General features: G+C 37.5%; 25 protein-coding genes. 3 read left to right on the forward strand and 22 right to left on the reverse strand.

The window, feature by feature from the left end; all coding sequences use genetic code 11:
• From AC4BD1_RS06705 to AC4BD1_RS06715, 3 genes are all read right to left on the reverse strand, one after another.
• The gene (locus AC4BD1_RS06705; RefSeq protein ID WP_206898053.1) at nucleotides 1-831 is read right to left on the reverse strand and encodes a carbohydrate ABC transporter permease; all 831 of its coding nucleotides are present in this window, start codon (nucleotides 829-831) and stop codon (nucleotides 1-3) included.
• Between the two features lie 13 nt (nucleotides 832-844).
• The gene (locus AC4BD1_RS06710; protein WP_206908083.1) at nucleotides 845-1,738 is read right to left on the reverse strand and encodes an ABC transporter permease subunit; all 894 of its coding nucleotides are present in this window, start codon (nucleotides 1,736-1,738) and stop codon (nucleotides 845-847) included.
• 139 nt (nucleotides 1,739-1,877) lie between these two features.
• Nucleotides 1,878-3,119: a sugar ABC transporter substrate-binding protein gene (locus tag AC4BD1_RS06715; protein ID WP_490485364.1), complete on the reverse strand. Its 1,242-nt coding sequence runs from the start codon at nucleotides 3,117-3,119 to the stop codon at nucleotides 1,878-1,880.
• Between the two features lie 208 nt (nucleotides 3,120-3,327).
• On the opposite strand from AC4BD1_RS06715, the gene AC4BD1_RS06720 reads away from it, so the two are divergent.
• Together AC4BD1_RS06720 and AC4BD1_RS06725 are read left to right on the forward strand one after the other, a co-directional pair.
• Nucleotides 3,328-4,950 carry a glycoside hydrolase family 13 protein gene (locus AC4BD1_RS06720; protein WP_490485365.1) on the forward strand — a complete coding sequence of 541 codons (1,623 nt, stop codon included), beginning with the start codon at nucleotides 3,328-3,330 and terminating at the stop codon, nucleotides 4,948-4,950.
• Nucleotides 4,951-5,222: 272 nt separating this feature from the next.
• Nucleotides 5,223-6,113 carry a hypothetical protein gene (locus AC4BD1_RS06725; protein WP_490485366.1) on the forward strand — a complete coding sequence of 297 codons (891 nt, stop codon included), beginning with the start codon at nucleotides 5,223-5,225 and terminating at the stop codon, nucleotides 6,111-6,113.
• A 173-nt stretch (nucleotides 6,114-6,286) separates the two neighbouring features.
• Here the strand turns inward: AC4BD1_RS06725 and AC4BD1_RS06730 are convergent, their stop codons facing one another.
• From AC4BD1_RS06730 to AC4BD1_RS06780, 11 genes are all read right to left on the reverse strand, one after another.
• A complete protein-coding gene (locus AC4BD1_RS06730) occupies nucleotides 6,287-7,471 on the reverse strand; it encodes an LCP family protein (RefSeq protein ID WP_490466124.1) in 1,185 nt (394 codons plus the stop codon).
• Between the two features lie 225 nt (nucleotides 7,472-7,696).
• Nucleotides 7,697-8,206 (reverse strand): shikimate kinase, encoded by a 510-nt coding sequence (locus tag AC4BD1_RS06735; RefSeq protein WP_206908091.1) that lies wholly within the window; start codon nucleotides 8,204-8,206, stop codon nucleotides 7,697-7,699.
• On the reverse strand, nucleotides 8,199-9,509 hold the full coding sequence (gene aroA, locus AC4BD1_RS06740; RefSeq protein WP_490485367.1) for a 3-phosphoshikimate 1-carboxyvinyltransferase: 1,311 nt from the start codon (nucleotides 9,507-9,509) through the stop codon (nucleotides 8,199-8,201). Before aroA ends, AC4BD1_RS06735 begins: the two co-directional genes overlap by 8 nt.
• 42 nt (nucleotides 9,510-9,551) lie before the next feature.
• Entirely contained in the window at nucleotides 9,552-10,718 is a 1,167-nt protein-coding gene (aroC, locus tag AC4BD1_RS06745; protein WP_206908102.1) for a chorismate synthase, read from the reverse strand.
• Nucleotide 10,719: 1 nt separating this feature from the next.
• Nucleotides 10,720-11,793, reverse strand: coding sequence for a 3-dehydroquinate synthase (gene aroB, locus AC4BD1_RS06750; RefSeq protein ID WP_490486024.1), 1,074 nt, complete (start codon nucleotides 11,791-11,793; stop codon nucleotides 10,720-10,722).
• Between the two features lie 34 nt (nucleotides 11,794-11,827).
• Complete coding sequence (aroF, locus tag AC4BD1_RS06755; RefSeq protein ID WP_206908104.1) at nucleotides 11,828-12,844, reverse strand: 3-deoxy-7-phosphoheptulonate synthase; 1,017 nt, start codon at nucleotides 12,842-12,844, stop codon at nucleotides 11,828-11,830.
• A 13-nt stretch (nucleotides 12,845-12,857) separates the two neighbouring features.
• Nucleotides 12,858-13,715 carry a shikimate dehydrogenase gene (locus AC4BD1_RS06760; protein ID WP_490485368.1) on the reverse strand — a complete coding sequence of 286 codons (858 nt, stop codon included), beginning with the start codon at nucleotides 13,713-13,715 and terminating at the stop codon, nucleotides 12,858-12,860.
• A 463-nt stretch (nucleotides 13,716-14,178) separates the two neighbouring features.
• The gene (locus tag AC4BD1_RS06765; protein WP_490485369.1) at nucleotides 14,179-14,949 is read right to left on the reverse strand and encodes an ABC transporter ATP-binding protein; all 771 of its coding nucleotides are present in this window, start codon (nucleotides 14,947-14,949) and stop codon (nucleotides 14,179-14,181) included.
• Nucleotides 14,950-15,834: an ABC transporter permease gene (locus AC4BD1_RS06770; RefSeq protein ID WP_206899028.1), complete on the reverse strand. Its 885-nt coding sequence runs from the start codon at nucleotides 15,832-15,834 to the stop codon at nucleotides 14,950-14,952. It abuts the gene before it with no gap.
• The gene (gene trpX, locus AC4BD1_RS06775) at nucleotides 15,831-16,880 is read right to left on the reverse strand and encodes a tryptophan ABC transporter substrate-binding protein (protein ID WP_490466127.1); all 1,050 of its coding nucleotides are present in this window, start codon (nucleotides 16,878-16,880) and stop codon (nucleotides 15,831-15,833) included. Before trpX ends, AC4BD1_RS06770 begins: the two co-directional genes overlap by 4 nt.
• A 392-nt stretch (nucleotides 16,881-17,272) precedes the next feature.
• Nucleotides 17,273-17,872, reverse strand: a complete 600-nt coding sequence (locus tag AC4BD1_RS06780; protein ID WP_206908123.1) for a hypothetical protein — start codon at nucleotides 17,870-17,872, stop codon at nucleotides 17,273-17,275.
• A 255-nt stretch (nucleotides 17,873-18,127) separates the two neighbouring features.
• On the opposite strand from AC4BD1_RS06780, the gene efbA reads away from it, so the two are divergent.
• Nucleotides 18,128-19,831 (forward strand): fibronectin-binding protein EfbA, encoded by a 1,704-nt coding sequence (efbA, locus tag AC4BD1_RS06785; protein WP_490485370.1) that lies wholly within the window; start codon nucleotides 18,128-18,130, stop codon nucleotides 19,829-19,831.
• Between the two features lie 57 nt (nucleotides 19,832-19,888).
• Here the strand turns inward: efbA and AC4BD1_RS06790 are convergent, their stop codons facing one another.
• The 8 genes from AC4BD1_RS06790 to AC4BD1_RS06825 form a co-directional block, all read right to left on the reverse strand.
• Nucleotides 19,889-20,803 (reverse strand): LysR family transcriptional regulator, encoded by a 915-nt coding sequence (locus tag AC4BD1_RS06790; RefSeq protein ID WP_206908153.1) that lies wholly within the window; start codon nucleotides 20,801-20,803, stop codon nucleotides 19,889-19,891.
• Entirely contained in the window at nucleotides 20,800-21,504 is a 705-nt protein-coding gene (locus AC4BD1_RS06795; protein WP_490485371.1) for a carbonic anhydrase family protein, read from the reverse strand. Before AC4BD1_RS06795 ends, AC4BD1_RS06790 begins: the two co-directional genes overlap by 4 nt.
• A 32-nt stretch (nucleotides 21,505-21,536) precedes the next feature.
• A complete protein-coding gene (locus AC4BD1_RS06800) occupies nucleotides 21,537-22,184 on the reverse strand; it encodes a YfbR-like 5'-deoxynucleotidase (protein ID WP_206908157.1) in 648 nt (215 codons plus the stop codon).
• A 255-nt stretch (nucleotides 22,185-22,439) separates the two neighbouring features.
• Nucleotides 22,440-23,366, reverse strand: a complete 927-nt coding sequence (locus AC4BD1_RS06805) for a ketopantoate reductase family protein (RefSeq protein WP_490485372.1) — start codon at nucleotides 23,364-23,366, stop codon at nucleotides 22,440-22,442.
• 198 nt (nucleotides 23,367-23,564) lie between these two features.
• A complete protein-coding gene (pyrE, locus tag AC4BD1_RS06810; RefSeq protein WP_206908168.1) occupies nucleotides 23,565-24,194 on the reverse strand; it encodes an orotate phosphoribosyltransferase in 630 nt (209 codons plus the stop codon).
• Nucleotides 24,194-24,907 carry an orotidine-5'-phosphate decarboxylase gene (pyrF, locus tag AC4BD1_RS06815; RefSeq protein ID WP_490466133.1) on the reverse strand — a complete coding sequence of 238 codons (714 nt, stop codon included), beginning with the start codon at nucleotides 24,905-24,907 and terminating at the stop codon, nucleotides 24,194-24,196. The genes pyrE and pyrF overlap by 1 nt, the downstream gene beginning before the upstream one ends.
• Nucleotides 24,904-25,836: a dihydroorotate dehydrogenase gene (locus tag AC4BD1_RS06820; RefSeq protein ID WP_206908188.1), complete on the reverse strand. Its 933-nt coding sequence runs from the start codon at nucleotides 25,834-25,836 to the stop codon at nucleotides 24,904-24,906. Before AC4BD1_RS06820 ends, pyrF begins: the two co-directional genes overlap by 4 nt.
• Nucleotides 25,833-26,606: a dihydroorotate dehydrogenase electron transfer subunit gene (locus AC4BD1_RS06825; RefSeq protein ID WP_490485373.1), complete on the reverse strand. Its 774-nt coding sequence runs from the start codon at nucleotides 26,604-26,606 to the stop codon at nucleotides 25,833-25,835. Before AC4BD1_RS06825 ends, AC4BD1_RS06820 begins: the two co-directional genes overlap by 4 nt.
• Between the last annotated feature and the right edge of the window lie 132 nt (nucleotides 26,607-26,738).

Here is a 26,738-nt window from a genome sequence, read left to right on the forward strand (position 1 = left end):
CTATTTATTACCAGACACATTGTACCCATCTAGAATATATTTTTGTAAAAACATAAAGATAATGATGATTGGCACGACCATAAAAGCAGAACCTGCCATTTGTAACGCATAATTGTTTGCATATTGTCCTTTTAATAACTGCAATCCAACTGATAACGTGTAGTATTTTTCATCACTTGCCATAATCAATGGCCATAAGAATGAGTTCCAACCACCAATAAACGTTGCAATTCCTTGAACAGCTAAGACGGGTTTAGAAATTGGTAAAATGATTCTCGTAAAAATAAACCATTCACTTGCTCCATCCAAACGCGCAGCTTCTAATAATTCATTTGAAATTGCCGACATGAACTGTCGGAACAAGAAAATACCATATGCGCCAACTAAACCGGGTAAGACGATCCCTGGCATCGTATTAGTTAAATTCATTGAATTCATAATTAAGTAAACGGGTATCATTGTCACTTGACCAGGAATCATCATCGTGGCTAACACTAGATAAAAAAGTGGTTCTCTGCCCTTAAACTTGTACTTAGCAAAACCAAAACCTGCCATGGCATTAAAAACCATTCCTAAAAAGGAAAAGGCGACAACAATCAGTGTATTTTTCAAATAGGTTGTAAAATCAAACGCATTGAACAATTCAATAAAGTTATCTAAACTAGCTTTTTCTGGAAAGATTTTGGGTGGAAATTGCATGATTTCCATATCCGTTTTTAAGGAAGATAACAACATCCAAATAAACGGCAGCATCCAAACTAGCGCACCAATTGCTAGAACCAGACCCATAACAAATTTTGCTCGTTGATTGCTTTGTAATTCTTTATTCATAACAGTCACACCTTTACAGTTGATTTTCAAAATTGCGTTTTTGCATTCTAAACTGGAATAAAGTAACTAGGATAATCACTGCAAACAAAATGAATGACCCTGCAGCAGCATAACCAAACTTACTGAATTGGAACCCATTACGATAAATGAATAACGCAACTGAAGTCGTGCTATCTAGTGGTCCACCATTCGTCATTACAAATGGTTCTTCAAAAAATTGAAGCCAGCCGATTAAAGTTGTCACCGTTACAAAGAAAGTTGAAAAACGTAATGATGGTATCGTGATATAAAAAATCTGGGCTTTTTTTGAAGCTCCGTCTAATGATGCTGCTTCATATAATTCTTTGGGAATCCCTTGAATTGCTGCCAAAAAGATCAACATGTTCGCTCCAACCGCTCGCCAAACCCCCAAGATGATCAAAGAGATTTTTGCGATTGTTGGATCTGTTAACCAAGGCACAGATGGCAAATGTACTAAAGACAGCAGATAGTTCAAGAAACCAAAACTTGGATTGTAAAGGTAACTAAACACCACTGCAACAGCGACCACGTTGGTAATTGCTGGCGTGTAAAAAATCATTCGAAAAGCTGAAAATATTTTATTTTTTCCAAAGTTAATCATCAATGCTAAACCTAATGACATGACAATGACCAATGGTACACCTAAAACAACATAAAAAATCGTGTTTTGAATGCTTTTTAAAAACACTGGATCGCTGATGATTTCTTGATAGTTATCGAATGAAACAAAATTGATTTTTGACCAATCAGCTAATCCTACCAAGCTCATATCAGTAAAACTAATAAAAAAAGCGACAAAAATCGGAATGATTGAAAAAAGCAAAAGTAAAAGAAGTGCAGGTGCAATAAATAAGTAAGGTGCTTTAAGTGTTCGACTTTTTTTCACTTTCAGGACTTCCTTTCTAGAATGGTGAAAGCCAACATGATTGCCAAAGTTGAGAAACAACCATTAGATTCTTTCGCCGGTTTAATTGAATAAATCGACCTGAGATCGCGACACGAGCTGCTGATCTCAGGCCAATAAACTATTTATTTAGTAAAGTTTCTGTTTCTTGATTAAATGAATCCATTTCTTTTTGAACATCTTGACCACCTAGGTAGATTTGTTCAAAATGCTTCAAATAGTTTTGTGCGATTTCTTCAAATTGTGTAATCAATGGCATTGGTTCTGAATTAAGTAATTGTTCGTTGAAAACACTGTAAATTGGATCATCTTTCAGTTCAGGATTTTCCCAAGTCTTTTTAGCTGTTGGAAGTGCATCTGTCAAATGCATCCACTCTAACTGATTATCTGGCTGTGCCATAAAGTTAATAAATTTCGCCGCGTCATCTTTTTTCTCTGAGTATTCAAAAATAGTTAAGTTTGAACCGCCCATAGATGAGGTATTGTTTTCTTTACTAGGTAATGGTGCAATTGCCCATTTTCCATCAATATCTGGAACAGTATCTTTCACTGTTTTTGCCATCCATGGCCCACTAATGAACATTGGAACCATTGCATCACCAGAAAATGTTTGACTGACATCTAAACCAAGATCTTGTTTAGGTGCATAGCCTTTTTGGATAAAATTGTTCAAGTATGCAACACTCTCAACAAATGGTGCTTGATCAAATTCTGGTTGGTCATCTTTAATCAAAGGTGAGCCATTTTGCCGTGCAAACATGAATCCTAGCGTTTGTTCCTTGGAATCAATGTTGATTCCATATTTATCTTCTCCACGTGCTGCTAATTTTTTCGCAGCATCCGTTAATTCTTCCCAAGTTTTCGGTGGCTCTTTATACCCCACTGACTCTAAGATATCTGTTCGATAAAATAAAACACGTGTTTCTGCTGCCCAAGGAATGCCATAAGACTTTCCATCAAATTGTGTCGTTTCTACAGAACCTTCATAAAAATTATCTGGATTCATTGCATCATACTTATCAATGTAACTTGACATATCAGCTAATGCACCAGCTTCTTGAAATTCAGGCATCCAAGTTGTTCCCATTTGTAAAACATCTGGACCACTCTTTGAAGCTACAGCCGTTAATAATTTGTCATGCGCATTTGACCATGGGATAGACTGAATTTTCACTTCAATCCCCGTTTCATCTGTAAATTTATCCGTCATTTTTGATAACTGCTTTACTTCATCCCCCATTCCCCAAATATTTAAAACTTCGCTATCTTTTGCTGAATTATTGCTTGAACCACATGCCGCCAATCCACCGAGTGCCATTACAGCTGTCAATCCTAATAAGCCAATTTTCTTTGATAGTTTCATTTTTTACTCCTCCATTTTTAGTGAAACGTTTCTACAGGGAGAAGTATACTAGCTTGTTTTTGATTTGTAAAGCGCTTTCTAAAATATTTTTTCCAGAAAAAAAGGATTGAATGCTCAATTTTTTTGATTATAATGAAAGCTGAATCATAAAATAGTATAAACTTTATTGATCAGCATCTAGAAACGTTTCACTAGAAAGGAGCTTTTTATGCATAAAAACAATAAAGATAACGTACCTTGGTGGCAGTCAGCAGTTTTTTATCAAATCTACCCAAAGAGTTTTCAAGACAGCAATCATGACGGAATTGGTGATATCAAAGGAATCATCTCTCGTCTCCCCTACTTACATCAACTAGGAATTGATGCTATTTGGTTATCACCTATTTATTCCTCTCCTAATGTTGATAATGGTTATGATATTGATAACTATTATGAAATTTTAGCTGAATTCGGAACAATGAAGGACGTTGAACAATTAATTGCTAAAGCGAAAACTTTTGGGATACAAATCATTATGGATTTAGTTGTTAATCATACGTCTGATCAGCATCCCTGGTTTTTAGAAGCAGAAAAAGGAAATAAAAAGTATCAAGATTATTATGTTTGGCAGAAAGAACCACCTAATGATCTTCAGTCTTTTTTTGGTGGGACAGCTTGGGCATTCAACGAAAAGCAAAATCGTTATTACTTACATCTATTTTCAAAAAATCAGCCAGATTTAAATTGGGAAAATCCTAATATGCGAGAAGATATTTGGAAAATGATGCGTTTTTGGATCGACAAAGGAATTGGTGGTTTTCGATTAGATGTCATTGATTTAATTGGAAAACAACCTGAAAAAGAAATCTTAGGTGACGGACCAAACTTACACATCTATCTCCAAGAAATGTATCATGAGGCCTTAAAAGAAAAAGATTTAGTCACTATTGGCGAGACAGGAAGTGTGACTCCTGAAACGGCACCATTATATACGGCACCAGAAAGAAACGAACTTTCCATGGTCTTTCAATTCCAACACATGGCATTAGATGAGCAGACCGGACGCTCAAAGTGGGCACTCAAAAAGTTAAGTATTCCTGAACTAAAAAAGGTACTTTCAAAATGGCAAACAGCTCTGCCTGAAAATGCTTGGAATAGTTTATTTTGGAGCAATCACGACCAGCCTCGGATTTTGTCTCGTTGGGGCGATGAAAACTATTCTTTAGAGAGCGGGAAAATGTTAGCAATCCTACTCCACCTGATGCGCGGGACGCCATTTATTTATCAAGGCGAAGAAATCGGTATGACGAATTTCCCGATTTATTCCGCCAAACAAATTCAAGATATCGAAAGTCAAAATTTTTATCAAGATCAACAAAAAGCAGGGATAGCTAAAGAAAAGATTTTTGAATCAATCAATACCAAAGGTCGTGACAATGCGCGCACACCTATGCAGTGGGACGATACGATCTTTGGAGGATTCTCACCTGTTTCTCCTTGGTATCCAATCAATCCTAATCACAAGCAAATCAATGTTGCAGCAAATTTAAAAAATCCTGATTCACTTTTCTATACGTATCAAAAACTGATTCTTTTGCGTAAAAAAAATCCGATTATTATTTGGGGAAGCTATGAGTTATTAAATACTGCTCCTACAATTTTTGCCTATAAAAGAAGTTATAAACAAGAGACTTGGTTAGTCTGTGCAAATTTTTCGGATCAAGAGACCTTCTATTCCTTTTCTGGAAAACCAGAAACAACAATTATTAGTAATTACAATGTGACATATTCTTCAATTGACAACCTTAACTTACGTCCATACGAAACTTTTGTTGTAAAACTTAAACCTTGAACACTCTGCTATTTTTCTATTTACGATTTTAGTAACTAGAAAAATAGCCGTTTTTATTTATAGCAAAATACTTTCAAAAGTAACCGCTAACCATCCTTTTTATTTTGTCATTTTAATTTACCAAATAACTGTTTGATTATCAGAGATAATATAGTAAAATCATTTAATAAAAAAGTTATTTTAAGTTCAAATTTAAATAACTTTCACATGACAAAGTGGCGACTATCGCTACCTGCCAATAAGTGGGAGCAAAAATTATTTAGGAGGAAAAAATGAAAAAGAAAAACGGGATAACTTGGTTGTTTTGGGGGATTGGAATGATTTTATTCATTCAATCAGTAATCAATAGGGAGATAACCACTTCGATGACACTTGGTATCTTACTCTTCGCATTAGCTGGTTGGCAATTAAAACAAATGCCAAGAGGTCAGCGAAAAAAATGGTTGCTTCCCATCATCTTTTCTCTTTCACTGATTATTGGTGCATGTGGAACCGGATCGGCTGTAACTACAGAAACTACCAGTAGTTCGACTCACATAACCAAGTCATCAAAAACAAGTGAATCATCAACGAAAGATACCACCGAGATTTCAAAAGAAAAGGCTAAGCAAAAAGAACTAGAAAAATTAACCAAACATGCACAACAAGAAGTTGAAAAAGCGGAAAAAGAACCAACCAGAGAGCAACTAAAAGTTGCGCTAGCAGCGATTGAAAAAATTCCCGGTGGAAGCAGTACATTAACTGAACGAGCAAATAAGGTTGAACAGACTATCGCCACTGCAGAAAAAAAGGCGGAAGAAGAAAAACGCGTTGCTGAGGAAAAGGCCGCAGAAGCTAAACGTGTCGCTGAAGAACAACGAGTTGCCGAAGAAAAAGCTGCCGCTGAAGCCAAACGTGTCGCTGAGGAACAGGCTGCTGCGGAAGCTAAGCGGATTGCAGAGGAACAAGCAGAACAAGCCAGAATTGCTGAGGAACAAGCTGCCGCTGCTCAAGCTGCTGCTCAACAAAATCAAAATCAGCAAATGGTTTATATTGCGCCTGACTCTGGTCGAAAATATCATTACGATCCAAATTGTCGAGGTCTAAATAATGCAAATTCGGTTGTAAGTATTCCACTGTCTGAAGCACAAGGTTCATATGGGTTATGTGGTTTTGAAGACTAGAAATTAAAATTGAACCACACGTTTTGCGCGTGGTTTTTGCATTCTTTACGAGTAAAACGAGCAAAAGTCTTCACGAATAGAAGCAAAAAAATCCTAGGACTATCTTGTCCTAGGATTTTTCTATTCCTTCCCTATGTGCTTGACTGATAACAGCGTTCCTATTTTCACCCAAATTACTCATTTAAAAAGGTGGTGATTGCTGCTTGATTCATTTGATTATCAATAACCAAAACACTTCCCGCATACTCACTGTTTCCATAGTCCCATGAACCTTCAACGGGCACACTTAATCGATCAATACCTGTTGCGCCACGACCAATCGAAAGTAAATGAGTTGCTAAAAATGTTGCAGTAACATCTGTTGAAGTATAACCAATTGCCTTCCCAGCCGCATAAGGTGCTCGAAGCAGGTTGATTGGATTTTTTAATTGACTGAAAATCGCATTCATCACCTGTTGCTGACGTCTGACACGACCAAAGTCCCCTTCTTCATCCATTCGAAAACGTGCATACTGCAATAAAACATGCCCGTCCATTTTTTGGACCCCTTTTTTGATATCGACACCATCAAGATTCAGGTCTTTCTCAGCATCTAGTTTCACGCCAAACATAAATAAAGCATCAATTACTTTTTCAAATGATTGGAAATCGACTTTTGCGTAATATTGACACTCGATTCCAAAGTTTTCTGCTAACGTTTGCCGAACTAACTCTGCACCGCCATAGGCATAAGCAGAATTAATTTTGTTTTGGCCTACACCAGGAATGTTAACAAAGCTGTCCCGCATAAATGAAACAAGTTTAGGTTTGTGAGCTGGTCCTCTTAACTGTAAAACCATGATCGTATCTGCGCGTCCAGCATCTTCACCCCTTGTGTCACTTCCCAAAATCAGGATATTTTTCGCACCGTTTTCAGACTGAACACCGTTGAAGGTCTCAACTGGCGCATTGGCTAAACTACTATCATGCTCAGCCATAAATTTTCCAGCAAAAAAAGAAATCCCTGAATAAAGTAGAACAAGAATGAAAAGGCCAAGAAGTATTTTCTTCCATGAACGTTTTTTTCGTCCTTTTGGCAGTTGCTGTGATGATTTCTTTTTCCGGAAAAACTTCTTTTTCTCAGTTGGTTGCTGATTAAGTTGCTCATATTCATTGTATTCATCAAACGGTCGGTTCAACTGATTGTTTGATGGATCAAAATCATTCGAAAATGACGGATTATTTTGTTTTTGTCCTATAGGTTGATCTGACTCTCGCTGAATATCCTGCTTTCGTTGACGGCGAGCGAAGAGATTGTCTGTGTGGTTCTTTAAGGATTTTCCTTTATTTTTTTTATTGTGACGGTCCATTCGACTCATCGTATTTCCTCCTAATTACCTAGTGATAGCTCAAGGATACGTTACCTAACAATAAAAAGCATGCTACTTAAGTCCAATTTAATAAAAAATAACGATTTTTTCTTTGAAATACTGCTTTTTTCAGTCGATTTCTTAAAAAAAGGGAGAACAAAACAAGTTCTTGTTTTCCTCTACCTTTTTTACTGGATATTATCTGATTATCGATGATCATGCTAAAGTTTCTACTTAACAGTATGTTAAGATCTCCGACACGATTTCTTGTGGTGATTTGTTCGTCGTCTCAATTTGCAGTGTGGCGACTTCTTGATACAATGCTTTTCTAGTCTGATATAGCGCTGAGAATTCAGCAACTGTTTTCTGTCGTGCCAAAGGTCGCACATTTTTTTGGTCATGAATAACTCTTTGATAAAGTTCAACAGTTGATGCTTCCAAAAAAATAACCGTTGCACCATTTTTTAGCAGTGTTCGATTCATTTGATTTAAAATAATCCCACCACCAGTAGAAATCACTTGTGCTTTTGAATCTATCAATTGTTCTTCAAGTAGCAGTGTCTCAGCTTGACGAAAGCGTGCTTCGCCCTGTTTTTCAAAATATTGTGCAATCGTCGTCGCATATTTTTGCTCGAACAGTTCATCTAAGTCCACTAAAGAAATAGAAAGTTTTTCTGCTAAAAGTGTGCCAATCGTGGTTTTCCCCGAGCCCATAAAACCAACTAACACAATTGGATTATTCATCTGTCACACCTTGGACTAACTTGGCTAAATCACTAAAGAACTGAGGATATGAAATGGCCACCGCTTCCGCTTCAGCTAGTTCGATTTCGCCATCTTCAACTAACAAAGCAGCAATTTGGAGCATCATACCAATTCGATGATCTTTATGACTGGAAACTTGTTGATTTTTTTGGGAAATTTGGAGCGGTGTTGGCCCCTCAATGATGAGCCCATCTTCTGTCGGTTGGATTTTTGCACCCAATTTTGTTAATTCTGTTGCCACTGCATCAATTCGATTGGTTTCTTTCACTTTTAATTCTTCGGCATCATAAATTCGGGTTGTTCCTTTTGCTTGTGAAGCAAGTAACGCAATCACAGGTAGTTCATCAATTAGTCGTGGAATGATTGCTCCTCCGATATCGATACCGTGAAGTTCAGAGGTTTTCACCTGAATTGTTGCTGATTGATTAATAGGATCTTCTTCCGTTAGCTTGATTTGGCCATTCATTTGTTTAACTACATCTAAAATGCCTGTTCGAGTTGGGTTGATGCCGACATTCGTTAGTGTAATTTCACTTTCTGGACACAACAAACCTGCAACAATAAAAAACGCAGCCGAAGAAATGTCACCTGGAATGATTACTTCACAACCTGCTAATTTTTGCGGTCCAACAAGTGTGATCTCTTTGCCTGACTGCTGAATTCGTCCACCAAACTGTTGGATCATTTCTTCTGTATGATTTCTAGAAGGTGTTTTTTCAACAATCTTTGTCGTACCCTTTGCCTGTAAACTCCCAAATAAGATAGCTGATTTCACTTGAGCACTTGCAACGGGCATTTCATATGTGATTGGTATTAGTTGATTGGTAGGTTCAATTTTCAGAGGTAATAGCTCTTTCTCCGTCGTCCCAGTTATTCGAGCGTTCATCTGCACCAGTGGATCAATGATTCGATTCATTGGTCGTTTACTCAATGAGGCATCTCCAATTAACGTTGACGAGAATGCCGCACCAGCTAGAATTCCCGAAACAAGCCGAACCGTTGTTCCTGAATTTCCACAATCAAGCGGACTGGTACTTGGACGCAATCCTTCGATTCCTTTTCCCTTGATATGAATCGTTTGATTTGCTTCCTCAGTTATTTCGACCCCTAAGCTTCGAAATAGCTGCAACGTGGAAAGACAATCTTGTGCTCGCAAAAAATTATGAATAACGGTTTCTCCATAACTGATTGCACCAAACATAATGCTTCGATGAGAAATTGATTTATCTGCAGGTACTTGTAAAGTCCCTCGGAGCTTCGTCTGATTTGTCAGTAACTTCATCTTTTGTTTCACTTCCTAACATAACTAAAATACTTGTTCCCATTAAAACTGAGCAATTCGTTCACGGTACAAGTCAACAGCTTCTTTTAATTCTGTACAAGTATCTGCAGAAAATTTTGTTAAAAATGCTTTCGCTAACTCTGTTGCTACGACGCTTTCGCAAATAACACTAGCTGCGGGAACAGCTGTCGTGTCAGAACGCTCAACACTTGCATGGTACGCTTCTTTTGATTGGATATCGACACTTTGCAATGGACGATACAATGTTGGAATTGGTTTCATTACACCTTGTAGGATAATCGTTTCACCATTAGTCATGCCACCTTCGAAACCACCTAAGTTATCAGACTGGCGAGTAAAACCCCGCGCTTCATTCCAAGTGATTTCATCCATGACTTTTGATCCGGGCAAGTTTGCCATGTCAAAGCCCAAACCAAACTGAACGCCTTTAAACGCATTGATACTCATCACTGCTTGGGCGATTTTCGCATCTAGTTTTTCATCCCAATGAACGTAGCTCCCTAACCCAGCTGGCACATTTGCGACTAACACTTCAACCACGCCGCCCAAAGTATCTCCAGCTTTTTTCGTCTGATCAATTAACTCTTTCATCGCCGTTTCAACTTTTGGATCAGTTACGCGTAATTCCGAATTCTCTGAACGTTCTTTGATTTCTTTTACAGTCAAGTTATTCGGCAACTCGCAGACCAAACCTCCAAGCGCTAACACGTGTCCAGCAACCGAGACGTCTAGCTCCTGAAGCAATTGTTTACAAACGGCACCAATCGCTACTCGCATTGCTGTTTCCCGCGCAGATGAACGTTCCAAAACATTTCGTAAATCACGATGTCCGTACTTCATCCCTCCCACAAGATCTGCATGTCCTGGTCGAGGTCGAGTCACTTGTCGAAGGGTTGCATCCTTTTTGGCAACTTGTTCAGGCGACATCACAGTTTGCCAATTTTTCCAGTCTTTATTCTCAATAACTAATGTCACTGGGGAGCCGAGTGTATACCCATGACGAACTCCTGAAGTAATTTTTACTCGATCCTTTTCTATTTTCATTCTTCCGCCGCGACCATAACCAACCTGACGTCTTGCCAATTCCAGATTAATTTCATCAACAGATAAAGAAAGACCTGCTGGCAATCCTTCGATAATCGCGGTTAATTCTAACCCATGCGATTCTCCGGCTGTCAAAAAACGCATCTCATTTCTCCTCCTTCTTCAAATAATCCAGTAATTCATTTAAGGGTGTCGGTAAAATCGTTGCTTCACCAATTTTATTTAGCACAACTAATTTCACTAGATTCCCTCGTGCTTTTTTATCGTGAGTGATTGCTTCAAATAACGCATGTTCTGACCATTCAGTTGTTTCTTCAGGAAGTTTAAATTTTCGTACCATTTTACGCAAACTTTCAGTTGTTCCTTTTTTTGTTAAGCCTTTTTTTTCCGCGACGCTGGTTAACTGAATCATTCCGATTGCAACAGCTTCTCCATGAGTAATTTTTCCATAACCAGCAGTTTTTTCAACAGCATGACCGATTGTATGACCGAAGTTAAGGAGTAGTCGTTGTCCATTGTCAAATTCATCTGCTTCGACTACCGCTTTTTTAATCGCCAAACAAGCTTCAATTATTTGTTCAGATTGATGAACTATTTCCTCACGCCCATTTATATTCACTAAAGTTTTCCATAAATTTTCGTCCGCAATTGCGGCATATTTGATCACTTCTGCAAGTCCTTCACTCACTCTTCTTGGTGATAACGTCGACAACGTATCCGGATCAATCAATACCCCTTCTGGTTGCCAAAATGCACCAATGATGTTTTTGGCATACGAGGTATTCACTGCTGTCTTGCCACCAATACTACTATCTACTTGAGCAAGTAAAGTCGTCGGGATTTGTAAAAAATGAATCCCCCGCATAAATGTTGCTGCAACAAATCCTGCTAAGTCACCAACTACACCACCGCCTAAAGCAATGATGCCATCACTTCTAGTAAATTGTTTTTCCGTTAATAATTGAAATAGTTTTTCTGCTTGATAGAATGTTTTACTTGCTTCACCCGGCTCGATCACAGCTTTGCTCACTGTGTAACCTGCGTTAGATAACTGTTCACTCACTGTCTGAGCATAAAGTGAATCAACGTTTTTATCTGTTATCAAGCAAATTTTTTGCGGTGACCACAAGGCACTCACCCATTGACCAACTCTCGATAGTGATCCTTTTTCAATAACGATTTCATAAGAATGTTCTGGTAGCTCTACTTGGATACTCATGTTCACACCTGCATTTCCTTTGTCATTAGCTCTTTTATTCACGAATGTCTTTCATTGCTTTTTCTAAAATATGCACTTCTTCCATCATCTTCAGGTACGTTTTTTCGTTCAAGGACTGTGGACCATCTGACCACGCATTAACCGGATCAGGGTGGATTTCAACAATCATGCCATCTGCACCTGCAGCAACACCTGCTCGAGCCATTGGAGGAACCAAATCCCAAACACCAGTTCCATGACTTGGATCAACAATGATTGGAAAATGACTAAGTTTTTTGATCAAAGGGACTGCACTTAAGTCAAATGTATTCCGCGTTGCCGTTTCATACGTTCGAATACCTCTTTCAATAAAAATAATCTGGTTATTGTTTTGGACAGCAATATATTCTGCTGCATTGAGCCATTCATTAATGGTTCCAGAAATCCCTCGTTTTAATCCAATTGGCATCCCTGTTTTTCCAACAGCCTCAAGTAAACGGAAATTTTGCATATTTCTTGCGCCAATTTGTAAAATATCACTATAGTGTGCCACCATTTCAATATGAGCTTCGTCCATTACTTCAGTGATTACTTGCATATCAAATTCATCGGCCGCTTGGCGAATGTATTTCAACCCTTCTTCTTCTAACCCTTGGAACGCATAAGGGGAGGTCCTTGGTTTGAATGCTCCACCACGCAAAATTTTTGCACCGCCTGCTTTCGCCATCCGAGCTGTTTCACGAATTTGATCTAAGCCTTCGATAGAACATGGACCTGCCATGGTAACAAAAGAACCATCCCCGATTTTTACCCCATTCACATCCACAACTGTATCTTGTGGATGAAATTCACGTGAAGTCAATTTATACGTATTTGTAATGCGAACAATTTCTTCTACTCCATCATATCGCTGAAAAGCCACATCTTGAATTTTTCTAGTGTCACCCACTAACCCAACGATTGGTTGCTCATTTCCACGATTCATTTGAACAGCTAAGCCTTCTTCTTTCACACGATTCACGACTTGTGAAATTTGTTCATCTGTTGCATCTTGTTTCATAATAATAATCATTTCTTTTTCCCCTTTATTCAAATAAATCTTTCATGATATCGAGTGGCATTTCGTGATTCGTCCATAACTGAAAAGCCGTTGCACCTTGATATAATAGCATACCTAAGCCATTAAAGGCAGGTGCACCTCGTTTTTCTGCTTCTTTTAATAATTGAGTTTTTTTTGGTAAATAAATTAAATCAATCACAAATAAGTTTTCATGTAAATAGCCAGCATTCGCTAAAGGCGATTGTCCTTCTTTTGCACCCATACCAATATCCGTTGCATTCACTAATAATTCACTTGTCTGTAGATCATATTCGAGTTGTTCCTCATCTGCATAATCAACTACCCGCACGATTGCACTCGTCTGCTCGCCGATTTTTTCAAACTCCTGTTTAACCATTAAAAATCGTTCATTGTTTCTTTTATATAAAACAACCTCTCTAGCACCTTCAAGAGCAGCTTGTACCGTGATTGCTTTAGCCGCACCACCAGCTCCTAGAATAGTTATTTTTTTATCTTTTATCTTAAATTTTGCTGTTTCTTCCATTGCTTTCACAAAGCCAATACCATCTGTGTTATACCCAATCAATTGCCCATTTTGATTAACGATCGTGTTAATTGCACCAATCAGCTGTGCTTCTTGACTTAATTCATCAACGTAAGCGATAGCTGCCGTTTTGTTAGGCATCGATAAATTCACACCTAACATATCCAAGGTTCGAATACTTTCAATTGCTCGTGCCAGATTTGTTTGATCTACTTTAAAAGCTAAATATACCGCGTCAACTCCGCACGATCGAAAGCCACGATTATGCATCCGCGGTGATAAACTATGTTCTGCTGGATTCGCAAAAAAACCTGCAAGTTTTGTTTTACCAGAAATCACGCTTTATCCTCCTTACTGTTTCAAATTACTACTAATTTATTCTTCTCTATTATTCGTAGTGAAGCAAAAAAAGCCACTTAGTGTTCTCGTACTAAACAAAAAGTACAGTAAACGACTACGTGGCAAGATGTCTTGAATTATTCACAAAACGAAAAGCATCCCATGAAACTTATTTAATTTTCACTCAAAGTGTAACCTCACGAAACGCCTAAACTGTCTTAGATTGTACTAAGTATAGGACGAATGAAAGGAGCTTGTCAATTCCTTTTTCACTCTGTCTCACTAACTAAAAAGAGGCAAGGATAATTGGAACTCCTAATCTCTTTCTTTTCATTCTATTTCGTTAAACTAGGATCAAAAGTACAAAAGTTTGAACAAGATTCCACAGTTTCGTAGACAATGACGATGTGATTTTTTTATTTCTGGCCCCTTTTCATGCTAACAATTTGATAGAATCTTCTTTTTAATCAAGAACTTCCTCAAAAAATTGTAACAAATCACTCATTGATAAATTTTCTTTTTCTTGCGCATTCAAATCTTGAACTATTCGTCCCTTTTGTAACACAATCAACCGATTTCCGTAATTTAGCGCATCTTCCATTCGATGAGTGATCATCAAACAAGTTAATTTTTGTTCCGTGATTCGACGGTTCGTTAATTCCATTAATGATTTTGCTGTTTTAGGATCTAAAGCTGTTGTGTGTTCATCCAATAATAATAGCTCTGGTACTCGAATCGTCGCCATTAATAAACTTAACGCTTGACGCTGTCCGCCAGAAAGTTCACCTGCTGGCGTATCTAAATGGGTTTCTAGCCCATTGCCAACTTCTTCACATAATTGATAGAAAAATTCTTTTTGTTTCTTTAAATTTCGTAGTTGTAACGGACGTTTTTGTCCACGTTTTTGCGCTAATAATAAATTTTCAGCAACAGTCATTCGTGGTGCTGTTCCCATTTTAGGATCTTGAAACACACGTGCCAGAAATGCTGCACGTTTTTCTTCAGAATCTTTTGTAATCACTCGATCTTTAAACAAAATGCTTCCTTGAGAAAGTTGTAGCGTACCCGCAATCGTATTGAACAGGGTACTTTTTCCTGCTCCATTTCCGCCTAAGACAGTAATAAAATCTCCTTCGTTGATTGAGAGATTGATTTCTTCAAGCAAAACTTTATTTTCATTCAGTCCATTATTTACAACTTTTTTTCCATTTTTGATGGTTAAGATTGCTGCCATTTATTTTGCCTCCTTCTCAAAACCAGTTTTTAGATTCAATGCTTTTTTCACTTGTGGAATCATCAAGCAAAACGCAAGGATGATTGCTGAAAATAATTTCAAGTAAGTTGTATCAAAACCTAACTTAATGACAATCAAAATCAATAATTGATAAATAATACTACCAACAACAATTGCAATCAACCGTTCCGCCAATGTTAATTCCTGAAAAATCACTTCACCAATAATGATTGAAGCAAGTCCTATAACAATTACACCAATTCCCTTATTCACATCTGCATATCCATCATTTTGAGCAATCAATGCACCAGAAAGAGCAATCACTCCATTGGATAACGTTAAGCCTAAAATTTTCATCCGATCTGTTTTGATTCCCAAAGAGCGAGCCATCGTTTCGTTATCACCTGTTGCAATATAACCTTGACCTAAATCTGTATTGAAGAAAAACAGTAAAATAGAGATAATCACACCTAACGCAATCAAACCCAACAAAACTGTATCAAAATAATTTGGTAAGTGGAGTTTTTGGAAACTATCTTGTAAAATTGGACGATTCAACAAGGATAGATTAGGAGTCTTCATCACATATAAAATCACTGAATTTAAACCTGACATCACTAGAATTCCAGCAAGAATAACAGGAATCTTTCCTTTTGTATAAAGTAAACCCGTTACCAATCCAGCAATCATTCCCGCTCCCACGCCTAAAAGTGTAGCAAAAATCGGTGCGATTCCATTCGTTATCGCGGTCACACAAACCGCTGCACCTAATGGAAATGACCCTTCCGTTGTCATATCAGGAAAATCAAGAATTCGATAAGTCATAAAAATGCCCAGACCCAAAATTGCCCAAAGCATTCCTTGTGAAATAGATGATACGATCATTTGTTTTCCTCCTTTGAGCTTTCCGTTGATTTCGTTACTTCTTGCGTCACGTTTTTAGCTTTTTCTTTTACTTCTTCAGGAATCGTAATACCTAGGCGATCGGCTTGCTCTTGATTAATGATGATATCGCCTTGATTGAAGGTGTAAACAGGTGTCGTTGCTGCTTCACTTTTCCCTAATGCAAGTTTCGCTGCCATTTTGCCACTTTGAACACCTAATTGATATTGATTGATTCCAATTGTTGCCAAGCCACCTTGCTCAACCATTGTATCAACTGATGGGATAACAGGGATTTGCGCTTTATCTGCTTCCTTGATTACTGTTTGCATCGCGTTAGCAATCGTGTTATCCAAAGGTATATAGATAACATCAACAGATTGACTCATGACTTGAACTGTCTGTGCAATCTCATTGGTTGAAGGCACTGCATATTTTGTCACAGTTAACCCAGCTTTTTTGGCAGCATCTTCGGCTTGTGCAACTTGATACTTAGAATTATCTTCCGATGACGCATAAAGGATCCCGATTCTTTTGGCTTGTGGTAACAAAGTTGTTGCTAGTTGGATTTGAGCACTTACAGGTGGCTGATCAGAAACACCAGTCACATTTTTCCCAGGTTTATCTAATGACTCAACTAATCCTGCCCCAACTGGATCTGTTACAGCACCCAATACTACTGGAATATCGCTTGTAGTATTTGCTAACGCTTGTGCTGCAGGCGTTGCAATTCCAATCAATGCCGCTGGATTTGCTTGAACAAGTTGTTGGCTCATCGTTGCTAATTTACTTTGATCAGCTTGACCATTTTGAAAGTTTATTTTAAGGTTCTCTCCTTCCACCAAGCCTTCTTCTTTCAATCCATCTTTGATTCCACGATAAATTTCATCTAATGCTGGATGACTGACATATTGTAAAACACCGATTTCTTTTACTTCCGTTGTTGTGGGCGTTCCATTTTTGGTTTCACCCATTTTTTCGTAGATAAAACTACCGACTAAGTAGATTCCCAGTAGCGCTACGACCGCTATCAATCGTTTATTTTTCATTTTCTCCTCCTGTTAATAACTAGTTATTTTTGCTATGAACGATAACAATGTATCGATAAATTGTCTTATTATTAAGCAAACCCAACAAAAAAAGGACAATTCCTGTTACGGCATTGTCCTTAGTACACAAAAAACCGCATAGAAGTCTCTATGCGGTAGTCAAATTTCTTGTCTAGCATAGATACAAACTTTAGATTGTTCTCTAAAAAGTCGTATCTATGGGAAAGTTCGCCATCAATACAACTCATCTACGCCAGTTACGCCATGCATAATTGTTTCCTAGTAAAGCTTGGTCTGATAAGTTCATTGTGGTTCACCCTTTCGTCAAATATTTGATTTAAGTCTAATTGAAATTTTTTTATTCGTCAATAGAAATATTCACATTGTGTAAATTATTGTGTTGAGTCTGTTGTCATTTCAAGTTCAAGCTTTTTAATATTTGCTAATGGAAGACGATTTAATTCCGGTACTAATTCGTTTGAAACATCTGTGATGCCATCTGCGCCAATCACGACTCGGTTCGTCTCTTTACCTCCATCAAAAAAGATAAATGTTATTTGCTCCCTATTGATCCCATACTCTTTTTCTTCTTTGGCTACGTCATAGACGAGAGGGTAAAAATAAATTTGGCGATTCAATTCTTCCATTTTTTTTGAATCATTTAAAATAGTCAAGACTTGTTCATAGTTTTTGCCTTTTGGTACGCAAAACATGACTGATATCGCTTTGCTATCAGTGATTGTTTGCTTGGCATTACTGTAATCAAACCTTTTGACTTTATCAGAGGTAATCGTTGAATAGACCAAACTATCTACTTGATCTGCCTTGATTTTCTCAGGTAAGAAAATCATTGATCCTGCTAACAACACTGCTAAAAAAAGTAGGCCACCAACACGCCAAAAATATTTGACTGGATTTTCTGCAAATGCATCAGCAAATTCTATCCAGCTTTCTTGTATTTTTTCTTTTATTTCTCCCCAGATAACAAACACCTCGTTTCTTCTCCTTCGATGTTACTTATTCATTTTCTTTATTATACCTAATAAATAAGTATTTTGACGAAAAAATTCGTATCTTTACTCGAAACTTTTTCTATTTATACAAAATATAAGTTCTTTTTCATAAGTCAATCACTAGAAGTTTTCAATGAAAAAGACGAAATCGTTACTAACGTTACACCGTCATTGGTCTTTCTGATTGTTTTTCGTTATAATGAAACTAATTATGAAAAGAAAAGAGGAAGAACTATGTCCTTTGATGGTGTTTTTACCCACGCAATGGTTAGTGAGTTGCGTGATACCTTATTATCTGGTCGAATTTCTAAAATTCACCAACCTTATGAAAATGAAATCATTTTAGTTATTCGCTCTCGCGGAGCCAATCACCGCTTGCTATTATCTGCTCATCCTAGCTATGCACGAATTCAGATTACGCAAATTGATTATCAGAATCCTGATACGCCTCCTAACTTTGTAATGATGTTAAGAAAACATCTTGACGGTGCTTTGTTGGAAACAATCGAACAGGTTGAAAATGACCGTGTCATTCATTTTCATTTTACAAAACGAGATGAACTAGGTGATCTACAAAATATTGTTTTGATTGTTGAGCTGATGGGTCGGCATAGCACAATTGTGTTAGTCAATCGTGAAACCGGGAAAATTCTAGATGCTATCAAACATATCGGAAGCTCTCAAAATACTTATCGTTCACTGATTCCCGGTGTCACTTATGTTGCCCCACCGAAACAAGAACAATTAAATCCATTTTCAGCAGAAAAAGAAAAAATCTTTCAACGTCTTTCTCAGTTAGAACTAACACCAAAAATTTTACAGCAACATTTTCAAGGACTTGGTTTTGATACAGCGCAAGAATTAGCAAGTCGTTTAACTGAACAACCCAATAAAAAAATGGTTGTTTGGGAAAACTTTTTTCAGCAGTTAGATACTAAACTTTCTCCTACTCTTTATGAAGCAAAAAATAAAGAATTCTTTACACCTATTTCCTATCAATCAATCGAAACAACTGCGGATCAAGTAACAAATTATTCAACCTTGAGTGCTTTGCTTGATGGCTTTTATCACGATAAGGCAGAAAAAGACCGCGCCAAACAGCAAGGTAGCGAATTGATCCGTAAAATGGAAAATGAACGTAAACGAAATCAAAATAAATTAAAAAAACGTGAACAAACATTAAAAGATTCCGAAAACGCGGAAGATTTTCGTCGTAATGGCGAACTACTGACCACTTTTATGACTCAAGTCCCACGTGGTGCAACAGAAGTCACCTTGCCGAATTACTACGAAGCAGATCAACCTTTGACCATTAAACTTGACCCTGCATTAACACCTAATCAAAACGCACAAAAGTATTTCCATCGTTATCAGAAACTAAAGAATGCTGTTAAACTAATTGGTCAACAAATCCAAGAAGCAAAAGACGAAATTCAATATCTCGATTCCGTTTTAGCCCAACTTGAAATTGCAGGTCCCATGGATATTGAGGCAATCAAAGAAGAATTAACTGATCAAGGATACTTTAAAAAGAAATCTGCTAAAAAACAGAAGAAAAAGAAACCTTCTCAACCAGATGTCTATTTTGCTGAAGATGGTACTCAGATTCTCGTTGGAAAAAATAACTTGCAAAATGATTTATTAACAATGAAAACTGCTAAAAAAACCGATTATTGGCTCCACGCAAAAAATATTCCAGGCTCACATGTGATTATCAAAAGTAACGATCCTTCTGATGAAACGATTACACAAGCTGCAGAATTAGCTGCTTACTTTTCAAAATATCGTTATTCAGCACAAGTTCCTGTAGACTTGGTTCAAGTGAAACATATCCGTAAGCCAAATGGTTCTAAACCCGGATTCGTTATTTATGAAAATCAAAAAACGATTATCGTGACTCCTGTTGAAGAAGCAATAATAAAAATGAAAAAACAATAGTAAAAAGCCGAGACGATGAATGGTCTCGGCTTTTTACTGGCTAAAATATTAACGAAATTATTTTTTGTGTGTTCCTTCATTCATCAACAAATTTGTTAATCTGTGAATAAAATGCTGTGCTTCTACACTTAGCGTACGTTTGCCAGAATGAATAACACAGAGTTGATTTGGTTGACTATCTGCTAATGGAATAAGCTTTATTTGGTCTTTGATGCCACCAATAACAATTCCTGATCCAGAAGCATAAGCATCTGTTTCTAATACCAAGTTCATCAGCGTGCCACGATCACTGGTATAAACAACGGATTCTTGTGCAGGAATCTCAATTAGATCTTCATAAAAATAGGGGAAATTATTACCATCTTGAGTAAAACGAACTTGAGGATATGCTAACAACTCTTTTTTATGGATTTCTGCTTGTTTTGCTAATGGGTGTCCTTGTCTCAAAAAAATATGCGTGGAAAATGTATGAATCGTTCTGGCAACTAGCTCACCTTGCTGTAAATAACGCATGATCCCAGCTTGATTTTTTTCATTCATGTATAGTACGCCTACTTCACTGTGCTGTTCTCTTACTTCTTCAATCACTTTTGCAGTCGTCGTTTCCATGATTCTGAATTGTTTGATTTCTTGATTGAATTCTGTCATCATTTTTGCAATCAATGGTCCCAAAAAGTCATAATGCTGAGAAGCTACTGAAAACATTTCACGTGTTTCACTAGTTTGATAATAACTTTCAAGTGATTCTAATTGAAGTAAAATTTTTTCAGCACGTTGCAGGAAATCTTGTCCTGCTTCAGTTAAGTATGCTCCTCGATTTGTGCGAGTAAACAAATTGATCCCTAATTCTGTCTCTAATTCTTTGATTCCTGTAGACAAGCTAGGTTGTGAAACAAATAACTTCTTAGCCGCTTCTCGAAAACTACCATTATTCGCAACAGCAATCACGTACTTCATTTGTTGAATATTCATGTATTTGACCCCTCAAAATAGTCAATTTTACGATCATTAAGCGCTTGGAGCGGACGATTGTTAGGCTGTGCATACTGCCCTTCAAATGGCGTCAAGAATTCTTGATTTAATTGGCCAACTTGATCCATAACAAACCACTGGATAGGTCCTGCAGTTGGTGGTGTAGTTAATGAGCCAACATAATGATAGTGGCTCTTCTTTTCAGGGAAAAACACAACTGGATTCATCCAATGTTCATGTGCAGCTAAATCCCAGCGTTCTTCATGATTGCGATCATAAAACCAACCATCCTCGCTTCGCAGCTCATACATGACTCCAACAACCAAGTTTTCTTGACGATGATTCGTGTGGACAAAATGAAATTCAATGTCTTCATGTTTCCCATTTATAATGTGCTCAGAAGGCAGATGGAAATGGATATCTGTCAAATAAAATTTTTCACCTTGATATTCGACATAACTGATTTGGTCAAATGGTACTAAGTGGATCGTGTTTTTAAATTCTTTATCTGTGAATTTTTGACATTGATAGTGAAAAGAAATCGTTTCTTTCACATCACTTACTTCTTGACAAGTAACAAGCGGGATGGGTGATTGCAAGGAAAACTCTGCTCCTTTCGCAAACCAATCGCATAAACTTGCCCAATTCTCTGGTCCTCGCTCGCCCGAGTAGCCCCATTCAACATCCATATTTTTTTTCAACGCTTACGTCCTCCTGAGTCTTTTCATAAAAGTTAGTTCGTTCGTTTTTTTCTTTGTAAAGCGGCGGAAATATCTGCTAAAAACTCTTCTTTTCCAAAAAATTCTTGGTTCAACAATTCTGGAAAGATAAAATCAAAGAAATAGTTTACGCTTGGTCGATGATCGAATTCTTTAATGGTTAAAATCGATTCAATAAACATTTCGCGATAAACTTTTTCAGGATTATTCTTGCTGATTTCATCAAATGATTCATAAAGCAAATCCACTTTGTCCGCGATTGCGAGCAACTCTCCTTCAATCGTGTCATCTTTTCCTTCAAATAATCGACGACGATAAATTTCTTGAAATTCTGTTGGGATTTCTTGATTGATAAATTCATCAGTCATTTTTTCTTCAACTGTGTGTAGCATCCCACGTAGTTCTTTATTTGCATACTTTACAGGTGTTTTGATGTCACCAATAAAGCGTTCTGTGTAATCGTGATTCAATGATTTTTCATATAACAGTTTCCAATCAATCGCCTGCCCATTGGCTTCTTCGATATCACCTAAAACTTGTGCGATTGATGCTACTCGAAACGAATGTGCAGCTACCGTGTGTTCAGTGTGCTTGAAGAAGCCAGGCGCACGAATAATTTTTTCTAAATTGTTTAATCCTAAAAGATATTCATTTAAGCCCATGTTGCCATCTCTCCTCCATACTTTTCCAACAATCATAGCATTTACTCTTTATATCATGCAATTACAAAGAACTAAAACTACCAGTTTTTAACTTTTATTTATCACAAGTTTTACAAAATGTATTTGTACCATTATTTTAGAATAAGAGATACCGATTAAAGAATTTGTTTCAATTTTTATTGATTTGTTTCGTTTTGATTTGAGTTGTTTTCACTTTTCGGAATAAATATATTCCTCTCTTTGGATAACACCTTTTTACTGTTTGTCATGTGCAGCGATTTTAATTAGTTGATCAAGATTGGGTGTTTTCGTACCCGTTTCTTTTTTGAACGCTTCAAAGGAACAAATAATCAACTCGATTTCTGCATAACTACCTTGAGCAGATGCCATCAATGGTGTGGCAAACATTCGTTTCAAACCAATCTTTGTCAGAAATTTATTTCCCAATAAATTTTTCTGAATCTTTGGTACTATTGGATACCCATTTTCTTCTAAGACAGTAAATGCTTCTTTAAAAGCTAAAGCTGTTATAGAAAATATATGATTCATTTCTTGTTTATTTTTCATTTTTTGTCGATAAATAAGATCTAAGCTATTCAGCACCATAATCAATGCCGCATGACTTTTTAGCCAATCAAATAAGGTAGGATCTGATTGCCATTGATAATTCGTTTGAGCAAAAATTTGCTTTAAAAGTTGGGGCATTAGGGAATCATCGGGATCAAGGTAGACTTTCATTTTGCCTCCATTGAAACGTAAAATCATAATTAAGTTTCCTTCCCTTGTTCCACCAGTATTTTGAAAACCAAAAAAGACTTGTTTAGCTGGATCTTTTTGAACGATTTTTTCTTTTAAAATTTCTGGATTCATTTGATTACCAACAAAAATCACTCTTTGACTGTGATTCGCAGCAATTGATTCAATCACAGAATCAAAATCATTGTATTTCATTGTGACAAAAATCAAATCATACTTATCTGTTGGCTCTAGTCTTGAGATTATTTTGATTGTATCTACTGTTCTTTTCATCTGAATAACGTGTTTTAACTCAAGTCCATTTGTTTCTAGCTGTTCCTTCGTCTTTCCTCTAGCAAGGATCGTTACTTCATTCTCTTTATTTTTAGTAAGAATATGTGTAAGATAACTTCCTTGAATGCCTGCACCATAAATTAATAGCTTCATTTTTTCTCCTTTATGAACACCTGTTTATAAATCAACGAACATCCAGTATAATAAACAGACTGGCATCAGCAATCAATCATCAAAAATGATAATATGAAATCAAACCAATTATTGAACGATTTCAGTTACCGACAGACGGAGCAAAACTCTAATATAAAAGACGACAACACTATGAAAATAGTTGTTATCGTCTTTTTATTAAGCATTCCAGTTTTCTGGATCTTTTTTCCAACTTTTTAGCAAATCCAATTCTTCTTCATTGATGTAATTTGCTTCACGTGCTGTTTCAATTAATGTTGAATAATTAGTTAATGTGATCAAAGGTATCTTTGCTTGGGAAAAATTCGTTAATCCTTTGGATAATTCATAAGTAAAAATTGCTGCTACACCTAGCACATTGGCACCTTCACGTGTTGCTGCTTCACAAGCTTCTAACACGCTGCCACCGGTTGAAATCAAATCTTCAATGACAACCATTTTTTGACCTTCGAAAATTCGACCTTCGATTTGATTTCCTTTGCCATGATCTTTTGCTTTGCTGCGAATGTAAACCATTGGTAAATCAAGGATATCTGCAACCCAAGCAGCGTGCGGGATACCTGCTGTTGCTGTTCCAGCAATTACTTCGACTTCTGGAAATTCTGCTTTGATTTTTTTGGCTAAACCATTTGCAATTTCCTGGCGAACCTTAGGATAACTCATCGTGATACGATTATCACAATAAATTGGGCTTTTCAATCCACTTGCCCAAGTAAATGGTTGTGTTGGGTTCAAGAATACTGCTTCAATTTCTAGTAAGTCTTTTGCAATCAATGTTTCAACAGTCATTAGTGTTCGCTCCATTCGTTTTTTATTGTTTGGTAAGCTTCGTAAGGATTTTCTGCTTGTGTAATTGGACGCCCAACTACGATAAAGTTTGCACCAATTTCTCGTGCCCGCTTTGGCGTCACCACTCGCGTTTGATCGCCAATATCTGCACCTTGTGGTCGGATACCGGGTGTCAAACAGACAAATTCAGCAGTTGTAGCATCTTTGATTTTAGTTACTTCCAGTGCGGAAGAGACGACACCATCTAACCCTGCTTCCTGTGCGCAAGTCGCGTAATGGATCACGCTTTCTTCTAAGGGTACTTCAATCAGTTGATCATGATGCATTTCTTCTTCACTTGTCGAAGTCAGCTGAGTGATTGCTAATAATAATGGTCGTTGTTTCCCTTCTGGTGTTCCTGATACTAACCCACGCATCGCAGCTTCCATCATTCGGATTCCTCCGGCGGCATGTACACAAGTGATATCAACGCCTAGCTTCGCTAAACCACGCATTGCTTTTTCAACTGTATTGGGAATATCATGTAATTTCAAATCTAAAAATACCTCGTGTCCTAATTCTTTTAACCAACGGACAATCGCTGGCCCTTCTTGATAAAAGAGTTCCATTCCAATTTTAACAAATAGTTTTTCCTCCTCGGGAAATAATTGTAAAAATTGTTCTACTTCGTTTCGGTTTGAAAAGTCTAAAGCAACAATCGGTCGCTGATTCATTGTTGGCGCTCCTCTCTAACTTCTTGAATAAGTTGTTCCAATGATGAAATACCTAGTTCAGCCATTCGCTGAGGTAAAGCATCAATCAATTTTGGGCAAATATATGGATCTGTAAAATTGGCCGTTCCAACTGCGACTGCACTTGCACCCGCCATAATCATTTCTAATACATCATCAACCGTCTGAACACCACCCATACCAATAATCGGCAGTTTAGAAACACCTGCGACTTGATGAATCAAGCGAATAGCAACTGGTTTAATTGCTGGGCCAGAAAGACCGCCTGTTTGATTCGCTAAAATCGGTTTTCTTGTCTTTAAATCGATACGCATTCCTAAGAGTGTGTTAATCATGGTAAACCCGTCTGCTCCACCTGCTTCAATCGCTAAAGCAATGGGAACGATATCAGTAACGTTGGGCGATAATTTGACATAGATCGGAACCTTAGCAACTTTCTTTACCGCCTGTGTCAGCTGAAAAGCGACATCAGGATCTGTACCAAACGCAATACCTCCGTGCTTTACGTTTGGGCAAGAAATGTTCAATTCGATTGCTTTTACATTAGGTGCGTCACCAATTTTCCCGCAGACTTCCACATAATCTTCTTCGCACGCCCCTGCTACATTGGCAATAATTGGTAGGTCAGGATATTTTTCTAATTCAGGCAATAGCTCATTCATCACAGTTTCTAGTCCTGGATTTTGTAAGCCGATTGCATTCAGCATACCTGATGGGGTTTCAGCAACACGAGGTGTCGGATTACCAAATCTAGCTTTAGGTGTCGTTGCCTTAACCATGATTGAGCCCAATTGATTCAAATCATAATACTGCCCATACTCTTTTCCAAAACCGAAACAGCCACTGGCAGGCATAATTGGATTTTTCAATTCAAGTCCTGGTATTTTTACTGCTAATGATGGTAATGTCATAGAATCACCTCTCCCGCTTTGAAAATCGGACCTTCATCACAGACTTTCACACTTTTTGTTTCGTCTTCTGCCTTATGACACACACATGCATAACAAGCACCGATTCCACACGCCATGCGTGATTCTAAAGAAAGTTGAACATTAGGATGGGTATGGAAAAAATGCTCAACCGCTTTTAACATTCCGTTTGCACCACAAGCAAATACTGCATCTGGTTTCTTATTTTCTTCCGCTAATAAAAGATTGCCTACATTTCCTTTAACGCCTGCTGAACCATCATCTGTTGCGATTTTTGTTTCTCCCAGTTGCCGGAATTTTTCTTCGTCATACATGACATCCGCTGACGCAAAACCTAAAAAGTGTTTGACCTTGACACCTTTTGCTTTCAGTTGATGAGATAATTCATATAATGGCGGAATTCCGATACCGCCGCCAATGATAAATGCACAATCCCCAGCTTTTAAGCCCGTTAAGTCAAACCCGTTTCCAAGCGGCCCCATCACATCTAGCGTATCGCCTGCCGTCAACGTTGAAAATGATTTGGTTCCGTCACCTTCTACACGATAAATGATTCGACAAGTATTCGTGCTTGGATCGATTTTATTTAAACTAATTGGTCTGCGTAATAACAAGTCGGCTCTAGGAACACGGATATGAATAAATTGACCCGGACGCTTCATCTCTTGAACTAGTTCACCCTTTAGTGTCAGCTCGAAAATTCGTGGTGCTAACTGATTTTGTTGAATGATTTCCATAACTTCTTGTTTCATATCCACACTCCTATACTTATCGACTCTGTTAAAACTTATTGCTGAACTTTTTTGTACTCAACCTTTTTCACAAAACAGCTCCTCAGAGCAACGCACAACTAGTCAGAAACGATCAAAATGATTCTATTCGTT

Source organism: Enterococcus sp. DJ147D b, from assembly GCF_058216655.1.

Coding starts and splice junctions, on each gene's coding strand:
- AC4BD1_RS06705 (WP_206898053.1), bottom strand. CDS start 831: ATGAATAAAGAATTACAAAGCAATCAACGAGCAAAATTTGTTATGGGT.
- AC4BD1_RS06725 (WP_490485366.1), top strand. CDS start 5,223: ATGAAAAAGAAAAACGGGATAACTTGGTTGTTTTGGGGGATTGGAATG.
- aroF (WP_206908104.1), bottom strand. CDS start 12,844: ATGATTATTATTATGAAACAAGATGCAACAGATGAACAAATTTCACAA.
- AC4BD1_RS06770 (WP_206899028.1), bottom strand. CDS start 15,834: ATGATCGTATCATCTATTTCACAAGGAATGCTTTGGGCAATTTTGGGT.
- efbA (WP_490485370.1), top strand. CDS start 18,128: ATGTCCTTTGATGGTGTTTTTACCCACGCAATGGTTAGTGAGTTGCGT.
- pyrE (WP_206908168.1), bottom strand. CDS start 24,194: ATGACTGTTGAAACATTGATTGCAAAAGACTTACTAGAAATTGAAGCA.
- trpX (WP_490466127.1), bottom strand. CDS start 16,880: ATGAAAAATAAACGATTGATAGCGGTCGTAGCGCTACTGGGAATCTAC.
- AC4BD1_RS06735 (WP_206908091.1), bottom strand. CDS start 8,206: ATGAATAATCCAATTGTGTTAGTTGGTTTTATGGGCTCGGGGAAAACC.
- aroB (WP_490486024.1), bottom strand. CDS start 11,793: ATGAGTATCCAAGTAGAGCTACCAGAACATTCTTATGAAATCGTTATT.
- AC4BD1_RS06820 (WP_206908188.1), bottom strand. CDS start 25,836: ATGACATTACCATCATTAGCAGTAAAAATACCAGGACTTGAATTGAAA.
- AC4BD1_RS06825 (WP_490485373.1), bottom strand. CDS start 26,606: ATGAAACAAGAAGTTATGGAAATCATTCAACAAAATCAGTTAGCACCA.
- AC4BD1_RS06790 (WP_206908153.1), bottom strand. CDS start 20,803: ATGAATATTCAACAAATGAAGTACGTGATTGCTGTTGCGAATAATGGT.
- AC4BD1_RS06715 (WP_490485364.1), bottom strand. CDS start 3,119: ATGAAACTATCAAAGAAAATTGGCTTATTAGGATTGACAGCTGTAATG.
- AC4BD1_RS06800 (WP_206908157.1), bottom strand. CDS start 22,184: ATGGGCTTAAATGAATATCTTTTAGGATTAAACAATTTAGAAAAAATT.
- AC4BD1_RS06805 (WP_490485372.1), bottom strand. CDS start 23,366: ATGAAGCTATTAATTTATGGTGCAGGCATTCAAGGAAGTTATCTTACA.
- aroA (WP_490485367.1), bottom strand. CDS start 9,509: ATGAAGTTACTGACAAATCAGACGAAGCTCCGAGGGACTTTACAAGTA.
- aroC (WP_206908102.1), bottom strand. CDS start 10,718: ATGCGTTTTTTGACAGCCGGAGAATCGCATGGGTTAGAATTAACCGCG.
- pyrF (WP_490466133.1), bottom strand. CDS start 24,907: ATGAATCAGCGACCGATTGTTGCTTTAGACTTTTCAAACCGAAACGAA.
- AC4BD1_RS06765 (WP_490485369.1), bottom strand. CDS start 14,949: ATGGCAGCAATCTTAACCATCAAAAATGGAAAAAAAGTTGTAAATAAT.
- AC4BD1_RS06730 (WP_490466124.1), bottom strand. CDS start 7,471: ATGAGTCGAATGGACCGTCACAATAAAAAAAATAAAGGAAAATCCTTA.
- AC4BD1_RS06720 (WP_490485365.1), top strand. CDS start 3,328: ATGCATAAAAACAATAAAGATAACGTACCTTGGTGGCAGTCAGCAGTT.